Genomic DNA, 11,234 nt, shown 5'->3' with positions numbered 1-11,234 from the left:
GGGACCGGGATCGGGATCGGGACTGTACGACGACGGCCGACCACGGAGCCCCCTGCGGGGCGCGTGGTCGGCCGCTCGTGTGGGTGGGTCCGGGTCAGCCCACCTGCGCCGCCCGGCGCTCCATCGCCTCGCGGGCCTCCGCCTCCGACGGGTACACCTCGCACATGTGCCGGCCGTCGGGCGTGGCCGTGTGCTCGACCTCCCACAGGGAGAGCTCCCGGCCGTCGCGGAGCAGGAACGCGTGCTCGTAGAGCGCGTACCCGAGCCCGATGCGGCCCGCCCGGCAGGGGCGGCCGAACGCCTGGGTGATCTGGTGGGCGCACGCGGTGCTCAGCAGGTCGGCCAGGTCCTGCCCCGGCCGGTCCGCGTTCTCCGCGCGGCGCAGCAGGCGGCGGGCGTGGTCGGCCGAGTCGTCCGGCACGTACTCGTGGCGGGGCATGGGGATCGGGGACAGCTGCACCAGCACCGGCAGCTCGAAGTCCGGGGTGTCCGGCGGCAGGGGCAGGCGGCCGGTGGCGGCGCGCAGCTCCTCCTCGTCGACGTACACCTCGTGCTGCGGCTCGCTGCCCGGCGCAGTGTTGTGGACGAGCTCCCACAGGGTCAGAGCCGAGCCGTCGGCCAGCAGCCAGGTGTGCCGGTACGTCTCACGGTGCAGGCCCGCGCTGTGGTGCGCCGAGTGCAACGAGCTGTCGTGCGCGAGCGCGCAGTCGAGCTGCCGTATCGTGTCGTCGGGCAGCTCGAAGGAGTTCAGGGCACGGCCGAGAAGCCGCGCGAGGTGCTCCTCCGGAGACTCGGGCGACTCGGCTGGTTCGTACGCTGTCGTCTCGTACGGAACGCTCAAGGTTTCTCCCGGCGTTGCTGCATGTCACCTTGTGGGTGCATACCGTAGCCCCTCGGCCGGACATCATGTCCGGGAACCGAGAAAACGTACGCCGGGAAAACGCGCGGGCCGCGCGAGATGTTCCCGCGCGGCCCGAGTTTCCGTCAGGAATCGCCGGTCAGCGGCGTGTTGCGGCAGAAGCGTGCCCGCTCACACCGCGCTCCCCGCCTGCCACTCGCTCCACGACAGGTTCCAGCCGTTGAGGCCGTTGTCCGGCGTGACCGTCTTGTCGGGGGAGTTCTTCACCACGACCACGTCCCCGACGAGCGAGTTGTCGTAGAACCACTGGGCCGAACTCTCGCCCTGCGCGCCCTGCACGTCCGCGAGCCCCACGCAGCCGTGGCTGGTGCCCTCCCGGCCGAAGGGCGGATTGCCCCGGTTGTACCAGTAGTTGCCGTGGATGAACGTGCCCGACTGCGTCAGCCGCATCGCGTGCGGCACGTCCGGGATGTCGTACTCCCCGCCCAGCCCGACCGTCCGGCTGTTCATGCGGGTCTGCACGAACTTCTCGGAGATCACCATCTGCCCGTTGTACGTGGTGTGCTCCGGGCTGCCCGACGAGATCGGCACCGACTTGAGCACCTGGCCGTCCCGCACGACCGTCATGGTCTGCGTGTCGACGTCCACGGTGGACACCTGCGAGCGCCCGACCGTGAAGGTCACCGTCTTCTTCTGCACCCCGAGCACCCCGTTGGCGCCCTCGACGCCGTCCAGGTCGATCCGCATGGTCACCTTGGAGCCGGCCTTCCAGTACTCCTGCGGCCGGAAGTCCAGGCGCTGCGCGCCGAACCAGTGCCCGACGACCTGCTGCCCGCTGCTCGACGTGACCGTGATGTGCGACTGCACCGCCTTGCGGTCGCTGATCGCCTTGTCGAACGTGAACGACACCGGCATGCCCACCCCGACGGTGCTGCCCGCGTCCGGCGTGTACGTGCCGATGAAGCTGTTGTCCGAACTGACCGTCGTGAAGATCGAGTTGGCCGCGGAGGTGCGGCCCTCGCCGTCCTTGGCCGTCGCCGATATCTGGTACTTCGTGCCCCGTTCCAGCTGCTCCTTCGGCTTCCAGCTCTTCCCGTCCGCCGACAGCGCGCCGGGCACCTCCGCGCCCGAACCGGCCACCGTCATCCGTACGGTGGTCAGCCGGCCGTCCGTCACGCGGACGCCGGTCGTGTTGATCGACGCCCCCGTCGAACCGTCCTTGGCCGAGATGGCTATCTGCGCGGTCGACGTCTTCGCGCCGCCGCTGCCGCCCTTGGCGTTACGGTCGGCGTCGGCGTTGGCGTCGCCTCCGCAGGCGGTCAGGGTCAGGGCGCCGACCACGAGGGCGGCCGCGGCCCCCAGTACGCGCCGCGCTGCAATGTCCGGCGTTGTCACGGGCTGCTCCAGCTTCAGGTGATGTGCGGGTGTCCGCTCCAGTACGACCGGGAAGAGGGGCGGGACACCGGGCGGGGTTCCGCCCGCACCGAGCCGGACACCATCACGTGACAGAACCGGGACAATCACGACCGGGCCGGGTCCGCCTCCCCGCGTCCGTCCCCGTAGAGCTCCGTGTACGACGGCCACGCGCCGCCCGCCGACTCGACGGACCCGGCCGCGCGCACCGCCCGCACGATGGCCCGCGTCACCACGTCCGCGCCGGCGGCGAGCACGTCGTTCAGCGCGAGCGGGTCGTCGACGGCCGCCAGGTCCCCGCCGGCGCGGGCGTCCTCCGCGGGCAGCCGCTGGTCCTGGTCCGCCCTCGCGAGGGGCCGGGTGCCGGTCGCGAGGGCGAACACGGTGTCCCCGTCGTGCAGCAGGTGCACCGGCCGTACGGCGCGGGCGATGCCGTCGTGCGCGGTGCCCGCCAGCTTCTGCGCCTGCGCCTTGGACAGCCGGGCGTCGGTGGCGACCACCGCGAGCGTGGTGTTCAGCGGCGGGGGAGCGTTCCTGGCGGCGCTCTTCGCGAGCCGCCGGAGCGCGGCCTCGTGCACCTCCTCGTCGGGGAGCCGCGGGCGCCGCCCCTCGTACCACTCCCCGTACAGCGCGCCCGTCGCCGGATCCAGCGGTGAGCCCACGGCGTTGGCCACCACCAGCGCGCCCACCGTGATCCCCGAGTCGAGGACCACGCTCGCCGTGCCGACCCCGCCCTTCAACGCGCCGATCACCGCACCCGTACCGGCGCCCACACCGCCCTCCGCCACCGGCGCCCCCGGCGGGGTCGCCGCCGCGGCCTCCACCGCGGCCCGCCCGGTGGCCGCGTCCGGCCGAGCCCGGAAGTCGCCGCCGCGCCCCAGGTCGAAGACACAGGCGGCCGGTACCACCGGCACGACGTGCGTGGGCTCCGGTCCGACGCGCACCCCGCGGCCCTGCTCCTCCAGCCAGGCCATCACTCCGGAGGCCGCGTCGAGCCCGTAGGCGCTGCCGCCGGTCAGGACGACCGCCTCGACCCGCTGCACGAGGTTGCGCGGGTCGAGCGCGTCGGTCTCCTTCGTCCCGGGCCCGCCCCCGCGCACGTCCACGGCAGCCACCGCGCCGCCCTCCGGGGCGAGGACGACGGTCGTACCGGTGAGCCACCCGCCGCCCACCCGCGTCGCGTGCCCCACCCGCACCCCGGCCACGTCCGTCACAGCGTCGACTGTCATGGCAGCCAGTGTCACCCACGCCGGGTGGCGGGCAGTGGCACCTGCCCACCCTCGGCCACCGGCATCGGCACCTGTCCCCCCTCGGCGCCGGCACCGGCGTCCGCACCGGCACCGCCGCCCGCACCGGCACGGGGTCCGCCCTCAGCCGATGGTCAGCCGACGGCGTCCGGGGCCCGCCCCACCGCGTCCTCCCGCGCCTCCGCACGCGCCGTCAGTGTCGTGCCCGTGGCCACCGCGAGCGCGCACACCAGGCCCGCCGCGAGCACCGCCCCCTCACCGAGGAACGTGCAGCCCACCACCAGCAGCGCGGTGACCGGCAGCACCAGCTGCTGCGCCAGGCCCACCTTGAAGTGCCGCGCGTGCAGCGCCCACACCGTGACCAGGAACAGCGCGGTCGGCACCGTCACGGCGGCGGACGCGGCCGTCGTCGACACGTGGGCCGTGCCGACCGCCTGCTCCACCGCCACCTCCAGGCCGGCGCCGATCGCCGCCGCCGACGCGAAGATCAGGTAGTGGCCGTACCCCCACAGGAACGCCTGCGCGCTGGACCGCAGGTGCCCGTGGATCGGCACCACGAAGTAGATCCACCAGGCCGCGAACACGATCAGCAGACCGCCCACCGCGATCGGCACCAGCTCGCCCAGCGCGTCGTGTTCGTCGACCGCCGACTTCACGGCGACCGTGGCCGCCGCGATCGTCTCGCCGAGCACGATGATCGTGAACAGGCCGTACCGCTCGGCGATGTGGTGCGGGTGCCAGGACGTCATGAAGTCCCGCTCGGCGAACATCGGCACGCTCAGCTCCGCGACCACCATCACCAGGAACACCCACGGCCGGGCCGGCTCCGGCAGCACGACGAGCCCCAGCCAGCCGACCATGCACAGCAGCACACCGGAGGCGTAGCGCAGCGCCGTGGTCCGCTCGGCGCCCTCGGCCGTGCGGGCGGCACGCAGCCACTGGGCCGCCAGCGCCAGCCGCATGATCAGGTACCCGAGCCAGACGACCACGAAGTCGTGCTCGCCGAAGGCCCGCGACACCCCGGCGGCCAGCACCAGCACCCCGGCGATCTGCACGAGCGTGACGACCCGGTACAGCACGTCGTCGTTGTCGTAGGCCGAGGCGAACCAGGTGAAGTTCATCCACGCCCACCAGATGGCGAAGAACACCATCGCGTAGTCGAGGACGCCCTGTCCCGCGTGCCCCTCCGCGACCGCGTGCACCAGCGCCACCCCGGCCTGGGCGATGGCGACCACGAAGCACAGGTCGAAGAACAGTTCCAGCGGCGAGGCCACCCGGTGCGCCTCGCCCCGCCCCCGGGCGACGAGCCTGCGCACCGGCCGTGGCCGAGCGGCGGAGGAAGAGGAGGACGGGGATGAGGAGGACGGGGATGAGGAGGACGGGGAAGAAGAGGACGGCGAGGGCGAGGGGGAAGGGGAGTGCGGCGGAGTCGAACCGGTCGTCATGGGTCCCAGCACAGCAGACGAACCTCCGGAAAGCCCACCCAGCGGCCCACGGACCCGTGTCCTCCTCGGCCCGTACCCTGGACGTATGAGCACCCCTCCCGCCCCCGAGCCCCGGCCCGCGCTCGTCTTCGACGACCCGCTGGACCAGCAGTCCTCCGACGACACGGACCGCGGCTGGGGCGAACAGCCGTCCGGCAACGACAGCGCCGCCGACCTCAAGCGCTTCCTCGACGAGAAGCCGCCCCACCACATCTGAGGACCCGGGGGTCGCGCCTACTCGCGGCTGTGGCCCGAGCCCCGCTGGGAGACGAGGGCGTCGCGGATCTCCTTCAGGACCTCCAGCTCGGTCACCTCGATGATCTCGCGCGTGCCCTCGCGCGCCTTCCTGCGGGCCTCGACGCGGGCGAGGTACTTCGACATCGGCAGGACCATCAGGAAGTAGACGACGGCCGCGGTGATCACGAAGGTCAGCGTCGCGCCGAGGACGGAACCCCACAGGATCATCACGCCGTGGGAGACCGAGCCGTCCGCCGCTTTCACGCACGGGCCCTTGAGGCACGAGCTGTAGCTGTCGAGGTTCTGGGTGCCGATCGCCCCGACCAGTGGGTTGATCACACCCTTCACCACCGAGTTGACGATGTTCGTGAAGGCGGCGCCGATGACCACCGCGACTGCCAGGTCGACGACGTTCCCGCGCATCAGGAAGGACTTGAAGCCCTGCCAGACGGTGGGTTCCTGCTTTTCCTTCACCTGGGTGACTCTCCTCGTGCTCACAGGGCGTGGAACAAACAGTCCTGCAACCTACGGCAGCGTCACCTCGGCCTGTCCCATCGGGTAGCACGATCGTGTTACTTGATCGCCTCACCACAGCGCCACCGCCAGCCGCGCCGTCGCCCCCGCGCCCGCCAGGCGCACCGCCGTGGACCGGGGCACCGACAGCACGACCAGCGCACCTTCGCCGACGTCGCCGGACTCCGGGATCCGCGTCACCACCGCCCCGCGCGCCACGACCTGGGCGCCCGTCCCCGCCCCAGTCCCCGCCCCGATGGCCGTCTGCCCGGCGGCGATCACGTCGACCCGGTCCCCGGGGCGCAGCAGCCGCACCGTGGCCGCGTCCGCGATCCGCACCGGCGCCGACACCGGCTCGGCGGGCGGACCCCGCCGTACGGGATCGGCCGGCGCCGTCGGCATAGGGGCGGCCGGGTTGTCGGCCGGGTGACCGCGGGAGCGGCCCGCCTCGTCCACCGGGCCGGCCGCCACGAGCGCGGCCGCGGTGACGGCGAGTCCCAGCGCCACGGCTCGCCGCCGGGACCGTACGAGCCGCCGCAAGGAGCACCGTCCGCCGCGCACCCGCACGGGCGGGAAGTGCGGCACCTCGCACGGCGGAGGCGCGTCCGCACCCAACGGCGCGGGATACAAAGGGGACGGGACGGACGTGGGGGCGGGCTGGGGGACCGGCACGGGATCACCACCTGGGCGAGGGATCGGCTTGCGCGTCCCACGATGGGGCCGGGCGCCGAAGCCCGCCGGAGCCGGTGCACCACCGGCCGGTTGTGGACAACTCCCTCACCCGAACGAGGACTTCCGCGCCCCTGACCCTCCCGAGCCCCCGCCTCTCCGAGCCCCCGCCCCTCCGAAGCCCCGCCCCTCCGAACCCCCGCTCCTGCCAAGCCCCGTCACGTCACGTCACGGCAGCTCGAACCCCGGATCCATCCCGCCCAGCGCGTTCGCGCACAGGCAGTCCCGCTCAGCCGTCGTCGGCAGCGCGGCCACCGCGTCGAAGAGCACGCCCCGCAGCCGGTCGACGTTCGCCGAGAAGACGCGCAGGACCTCGTCGTGGGAGACGCCCTCGCCGGTCTCGGCGCCCGCGTCGAGGTCGGTGACCAGGGTCAGGGACGTGTAGCAGAGCTCGAGTTCGCGGGCCAGCGCCGCCTCGGGGTGGCCCGTCATGCCCACCACCGACCAGCCCTGGGCCTGGTGCCACAGCGACTCGGCGCGGGTCGAGAAGCGCGGGCCCTCGACGACCACCAGGGCGCCGCCGTCGACCGGCTCCCAGTCCCGGCCCCGCGCCGCCTTGAGCGCCGCCGCCCGGCCCGTCGGGCAGTAGGGGTCGGCCAGCGACACGTGCACCACGTTGGGCACGGCGCCGTCGGGCAGCGGGAGCCCGTCGAAGTAGGTGTTCACCCGGGACTTCGTCCGGTCGACCAGCTGGTCGGGGACGAGCAGTGTGCCGGGGCCGTACTCGGGCCGCAGCCCGCCCACCGCGCAGGGGCCGAGCACCTGGCGCACGCCCACGGAGCGCAGCGCCCACAGGTTGGCCCGGTAGTTGATCCGGTGGGGCGGCAGGTGGTGGCCGCGTCCGTGCCGGGGCAGGAAGGCGACCCGCCGGCCGGCGACCTCGCCGAGGAAGAGGGAGTCGCTGGGCGCCCCGTACGGGGTGTCCACCTGGATCTCGGTGACGTCCTCGAGGAACGAGTAGAAGCCCGAGCCGCCGATTACGCCGATCTCTGCGTTCACCATGACCAGCACACTAGCCCGACGCGCGGGCCCCGTGGCACGCCGAAGGCCCCACCGTCACCGACGGCAGGGCCCGGAACGCGGTACGGGCGGGTGCCCGGCGACGTCTTACGCGGCGGAGGAGCTGCTGGAGCTCGACGACGAGGAGCTCGACGACGACCCGGAGGAGCTCGACGAGTCGGACGACGAGGACGACGTCGACGTGGAAGGCGACGACGAGGACGACGTCGACTTCGAGGACGCCGGCGCGCTGCTCGACGAGGAGCCGCGGCTGTCGTTGCGGTAGAACCCGGAGCCCTTGAAGACGATGCCGACCGCGGAGAACACCTTCTTGAGGCGGCCACCGCAGTTGGGGCACTCGGTCAGGGCGTCGTCGGTGAACTTCTGCACCGCCTCGAGGCCCTCGCCGCACTCGGTGCACTGGTACTGGTAGGTCGGCACTGTCTTCCTCCTGGCACTCTCACTCAATGAGTGCTAACGACGGTCCATAGTGACGCATTCCCCGGGATCAGTCCACTGCCACCGGCTCGCGGTGACCCACGCCACGCGCGACGGTGCGCTCGCGGACCGGTGCCACCAGCCGGGAGCGCAGCGCCACCAGGGTCACCAGCGCGAGCACCGTGCCGGCCATCGGGACCAGGAACCCGGCGCCGCCGCCGACCCGGTCCTCCAGCTGCCCGGCGACGGTCACGGCGGCCGCCTGCCCCAGCGCGACCGCGCCGGTCAGCCAGGTGAACGCCTCGGTGCGGGCCCCGGCCGGGACCAGCCCTTCGACCAGGGTGTAGCCGGTGATCAGCGCGGGCGCGATGCACATGCCGACCAGCAGGCCCAGGCCCGCGAGCACGAGGACGGAGTGCGCGGCCCACAGCCCGGACGCGGTCAGGGCGAGCGCGGCGTACCCGACGAGCAGGCGGCGCTGCGGGGCCACCTTCCAGGCGACGGCGCCGCAGACGACGCCGGAGAGCATGTTGCCGGCGGCGAAGACGCCGTACAGGACGCCGTTCAGGCCGGGCTCGCCGATCGACTCGGTGAACGCGGCGAGCGACACCTGCATGCCGCCGAACACCGACCCGATGCCGAGGAACGCCACGATCAGCACGCGCACGCCGGGCACGCGCAGCGCGGAGGCGTGCTCCACGCGTGCGTGGCCGGCCGGGGTGACCGAAGGCTGGGTGCCGCGCTGCGCGGCGAACAGCAGGCCGCCGACCAGGGTCAGCGTCGCCTCGGTGAGCAGGCCGCCGGCCGGGTGGACGGCGGTGCACAGGGCGGTGGCCAGGAGCGGTCCGACGACGAAGGTCAGCTCGTCGGTGACGGACTCGAAGGCCGCCGCGGTCGTCATCAGCGGCGAGCCCTTCAGCTTCACGCCCCAGCGGGCCCGCACCATGGGCCCGACCTGCGGGACGGAGGCGCCGGTCGGCACGGCCGCGGCGAACAGCGCCCACAGGGGCGCGTGCGCCAGCGCGAGGACGGTCAGGCCGACGCCGGACAGGGTGTGCACGAGGACGCCGGGGATCAGTACGGCGCGCTGCCCGTAGCGGTCGGCCAGGCGGCCGCTGTAGGGGGCGAACAGCGCCATGGAGACGCCGGTGACGGCCGCGGCGGCGCCCGCGGCGCCGTACGAACCGGTGGTGTGCTGCACGAGCAGCACGATGGAGAGGGTGAGCATCGCGAACGGCTGGCGTGCCGCGAAGCCCGGCAGCAGGAACGTCCAGGCGCCGCGGGTGCGCAGCAGCTGTCCGTATCCCGGGCGGGAGGGGGCCGGCGAGTTCGTCGACGGCTCGGAGGTGACCGTGGATGCCACGGCCCGTGCCTTTCTGCCGCCTGGTAGCGCGTCCCCTGGCACCAGGGCGCGCCGAGAGCTGTCCTCTTGCGCGTACTGCGGTAGATACCGGTGGGTCGCCGCGGAAGGGCTGTCCGGCCGCCATACGGTCGCGCCAGCTCTGCGTCAGGCAGAGTTGGTCCGATCAAGGTGCGCCTTCATGATACCGGGGCCGGACCTGGTCAGGGCTGTGAAAACGAGCACCACGCGCGCGTTCACCTGTGATCGGCAGAGCGGTGAACAGGTCGAAACGCACACGAAACACATCAGCCGTGCGCCGTCCGGCCCTCCCCGCCGCCCCGGCCGCCCGTGCCCAGCCACCCGGCCAGCTTGCCGCCGCGGCCCACCGCGCGCAGGCGCGCCTCGGCCGCGTCGCGCACCGGGTCGGTGGCCACCACGAGCAGTTCGTCGCCCCGGCGCAGGACGGTCGTGGGCGCCGGCACGAACGACGTCCCCTCGCGGACGACGAGGGTGACCGCGGCCCCGGCCGGCAGCCGCAGCTCGTTGATCTCGACGCCGTGCATCCGGGAACCCTTCGGGACGACGACCGACAGCAGGTGCCCGCGCAGCCGCTCCAGCGGCGCCGACTCGATGCCGAGGTCGGTGGCCTCGGACTCGTCGCCCAGCTCGAGCGTGCGGGCGAGCCAGGGCAGCGTCGGGCCCTGGACGAGGGTGTAGACGACGACCAGGACGAACACGATGTTGAACACGCGGAGGCTGCCCTCGATGCCGCTGACCATGGGGATGGTCGCCAGGATGATGGGCACGGCGCCGCGCAGCCCGGCCCACGACATCAGCGCCTGCTCCTGCCAGGGCACCCGGAACGGCGTCAGGCACAGCACGACGCTCAGCGGCCGCGCCACCATGGTGAGCACCAGCCCGATGAGCAGCGCGGGCACCACGTCGTCGCCCAGTTCGTGCGGGGTGACCAGCAGGCCGAGCAGCACGAACATGCCGATCTGGGCGATCCAGCCGAGCCCGTCGGCGAACCCGCGCGTGGCCGGCCAGTGCGGCAGCTTCGCGTTGCCCAGCACCATCGAGGCCAGGTACACGCCGAGGAAGCCGCTGCCGTGGGCCAGCGCGCCGCCGGCGTAGGCGGCGACCGCGATGGCCAGCACGGCGATCGGGTAGAGGCCGGAGGCGGGCAGGGCGACGTGGCGCAGGCCCCAGGCGCCCGCCCAGCCGACGGCGAGCCCGATGGCGGCGCCGATGACCAGCTCCAGCGCTATCTCGCCGATCAGCACGTACCAGTGCTCGACGGGCCCGGTCCGGGAGAAGGCGACGACCAGGATGACCACGGGGGCGTCGTTGAAGCCGGACTCGGCCTCCAGGGTGCCCGTCACGAGCGCGGGGAGGGGGATCCGGCGCAGCACCGAGAAGACGGCCGCGGCGTCGGTGGAGGAGACCACGGCGCCGATGATGAGCGCCTGCCGCCACTCCAGCCCGACCAGGTAGTGCGCGCCGGCCGCGGTGACCCCGACGCTCACCGCGACCCCCACCAGCGCCAGCGCGGAGGCGGCCGGGAGCGCCGGCCGGATCTGCGTCCACTTCGTGCCGAGACCGCCCTCGGCGAGGATCACGACCAGGGCGGCGTAGCCGATGACCTGGGTGAGTTCGGCGTTGTCGAAGCGGATGTCGCCGATGCCGTCCTGGCCCATGAGGACGCCGATGCCGAGGTACACGAGCAGGCTGGGGAGCCCGCTGCGCGAGGAGATCCGGACCGCTGCGACGGCGACGAGCAGGACGATCGAGCAGACGAGCAGGAGCTGGTTGAGGTGGTGAACAGTCAGCGGCGGTTCCCTTTCCCTGGCGCACGCGCGTGACGCGCCGACGCACTCGTCCATCGGACACGAAGTGACGCGCCCCCGCACCCGACTACTTCATTACCTTACCTAACTCTTGACGATTTCTTGACGCTCGCCGGGGCGTGATCG

The 11,234-nt window shown here is 73.0% G+C and carries 11 protein-coding genes; 1 reads left to right on the top strand and 10 read right to left on the bottom strand.

The features are described from left to right. Nucleotides 1-94 precede the first annotated feature (94 nt). From AQJ30_RS16435 to AQJ30_RS16420, 4 genes are all read right to left on the bottom strand, one after another. Nucleotides 95-841: a DUF6227 family protein gene (locus tag AQJ30_RS16435; RefSeq protein ID WP_067234085.1), complete on the bottom strand. Its 747-nt coding sequence runs from the start codon at nt 839-841 to the stop codon at nt 95-97. A gap of 189 nt (nt 842-1,030) precedes the next feature. After that, nucleotides 1,031-2,254 (bottom strand): L,D-transpeptidase, encoded by a 1,224-nt coding sequence (locus AQJ30_RS16430; RefSeq protein WP_079084083.1) that lies wholly within the window; start codon nt 2,252-2,254, stop codon nt 1,031-1,033. A gap of 125 nt (nt 2,255-2,379) precedes the next feature. After that, nucleotides 2,380-3,501, bottom strand: a complete 1,122-nt coding sequence (locus AQJ30_RS16425) for a P1 family peptidase (protein WP_067234083.1) — start codon at nt 3,499-3,501, stop codon at nt 2,380-2,382. A 152-nt stretch (nt 3,502-3,653) separates the two neighbouring features. Beyond that, on the bottom strand, nt 3,654-4,964 hold the full coding sequence (locus AQJ30_RS16420; RefSeq protein WP_079084082.1) for a low temperature requirement protein A: 1,311 nt from the start codon (nt 4,962-4,964) through the stop codon (nt 3,654-3,656). An 85-nt stretch (nt 4,965-5,049) separates the two neighbouring features. Between AQJ30_RS16420 and AQJ30_RS37930 the strand changes: the two genes are divergently transcribed. Continuing rightward, entirely contained in the window at nt 5,050-5,220 is a 171-nt protein-coding gene (locus AQJ30_RS37930; protein ID WP_107119598.1) for a hypothetical protein, read from the top strand. A 17-nt stretch (nt 5,221-5,237) separates the two neighbouring features. Here the strand turns inward: AQJ30_RS37930 and mscL are convergent, their stop codons facing one another. From mscL to AQJ30_RS16390, 6 genes are all read right to left on the bottom strand, one after another. Continuing rightward, nucleotides 5,238-5,714, bottom strand: coding sequence for a large conductance mechanosensitive channel protein MscL (mscL, locus tag AQJ30_RS16415; protein WP_067234078.1), 477 nt, complete (start codon nt 5,712-5,714; stop codon nt 5,238-5,240). 111 nt (nt 5,715-5,825) lie between these two features. Next, a complete protein-coding gene (locus AQJ30_RS16410; protein WP_079084081.1) occupies nt 5,826-6,425 on the bottom strand; it encodes a hypothetical protein in 600 nt (199 codons plus the stop codon). A gap of 225 nt (nt 6,426-6,650) precedes the next feature. After that, nucleotides 6,651-7,484: an S-methyl-5'-thioadenosine phosphorylase gene (locus tag AQJ30_RS16405; RefSeq protein WP_067234075.1), complete on the bottom strand. Its 834-nt coding sequence runs from the start codon at nt 7,482-7,484 to the stop codon at nt 6,651-6,653. 105 nt (nt 7,485-7,589) lie between these two features. Beyond that, nucleotides 7,590-7,922 carry an FmdB family zinc ribbon protein gene (locus AQJ30_RS36950; RefSeq protein WP_079084080.1) on the bottom strand — a complete coding sequence of 111 codons (333 nt, stop codon included), beginning with the start codon at nt 7,920-7,922 and terminating at the stop codon, nt 7,590-7,592. A gap of 67 nt (nt 7,923-7,989) precedes the next feature. Continuing rightward, nucleotides 7,990-9,282 carry an MFS transporter gene (locus AQJ30_RS16395; protein ID WP_067234072.1) on the bottom strand — a complete coding sequence of 431 codons (1,293 nt, stop codon included), beginning with the start codon at nt 9,280-9,282 and terminating at the stop codon, nt 7,990-7,992. A gap of 284 nt (nt 9,283-9,566) precedes the next feature. Beyond that, entirely contained in the window at nt 9,567-11,144 is a 1,578-nt protein-coding gene (locus tag AQJ30_RS16390; RefSeq protein ID WP_067234071.1) for a potassium/proton antiporter, read from the bottom strand. Nucleotides 11,145-11,234 lie beyond the last annotated feature (90 nt).

The sequence above is a fragment of the Streptomyces longwoodensis genome (genome assembly GCF_001514125.1).
In the GTDB taxonomy this organism is placed as follows: Bacteria; Actinomycetota; Actinomycetes; order Streptomycetales; family Streptomycetaceae; genus Streptomyces; species Streptomyces longwoodensis.
This window is presented reverse-complemented; position numbering and strand designations above follow the sequence as displayed.

Bases quoted from the DNA above. Each gene is read 5' to 3' on its own strand.
- AQJ30_RS16420 (WP_079084082.1), bottom strand. From the start codon at position 4,964: ATGACGACCGGTTCGACTCCGCCGCACTCCCCTTCCCCCTCGCCCTCG.
- AQJ30_RS37930 (WP_107119598.1), top strand. From the start codon at position 5,050: ATGAGCACCCCTCCCGCCCCCGAGCCCCGGCCCGCGCTCGTCTTCGAC.
- AQJ30_RS16390 (WP_067234071.1), bottom strand. From the start codon at position 11,144: ATGGACGAGTGCGTCGGCGCGTCACGCGCGTGCGCCAGGGAAAGGGAA.
- AQJ30_RS16425 (WP_067234083.1), bottom strand. From the start codon at position 3,501: ATGACAGTCGACGCTGTGACGGACGTGGCCGGGGTGCGGGTGGGGCAC.
- AQJ30_RS16405 (WP_067234075.1), bottom strand. From the start codon at position 7,484: ATGGTGAACGCAGAGATCGGCGTAATCGGCGGCTCGGGCTTCTACTCG.